This window comes from Peribacillus sp. P4_C12 (assembly GCF_056402095.1).
In genome coordinates this window covers 1-692 of record NZ_JBFUIB010001093.1, presented here as the reverse complement: position 1 = coordinate 692, position 692 = coordinate 1, and the positions used below count along the sequence as shown (strand labels likewise).

Annotated in this window: 1 pseudogene; it reads right to left on the bottom strand. The window is 35.3% G+C overall.

The window, feature by feature from the left end:
* Positions 1-363 precede the first annotated feature (363 nt).
* Positions 364-692: pseudogene (locus AC1DUW_RS31510) on the bottom strand (winged helix-turn-helix transcriptional regulator); the annotation flags it as partial.

Here is a 692-nt window from a genome sequence, read left to right as displayed (position 1 = left end):
GAAAGAAATGTATGTAGACTTAGGCGAAGATTATTTTGATAAACAAAAGCAAGCTTCCATTGTACGAAATTCGGTCCGAAGGTTAGAAAACTTAGGATATACCGTAAATATATCAGAAGCATCCTAACTACCGATTAATTCTAGGAGATCTTTAATAGGGCGCCGCTCTTTTTCAAAAAAATTGAAGCTTGCGTTTTATTTAATATGGTCTTTTTCCTGATTATTAGTGTTTAATTTTCATGGTAGTCAAAAAATGATTTTTTATCACGGAAAGGAAAGCAAAATGTCCCTTCGGCTGTTCCTCCTTCAGAATGAACTACAGCAATAGAACCTACATCATCTGTCGGCGAGACCCTATTGATGCTACACATTTTCTGAGGTCTTTCGTTTCATTAAAATCTCATTTTCGTACCTATCTCCCCAATCGCGCATGAGGTAGATAATAGGTTTTAATGTTTCCCAAAAGCAGTAAGAGAATATTCGACTTTTGGAGGAATCTCTCGATATATTTCAAGATATACAATACCATCTTGTTCCAATTTTCGAAGTTGTTATGTTAACATACGTTTTGTAGTATAAGGTATAAGTTTCCCTAACTCGTTAAAACGTTTAGGTACGGAAATTAAGTTATATAATATGATCCCTTTCCATTTGCCGCCTATCACATCTACTGTAATTGCAACAGGGCAAGC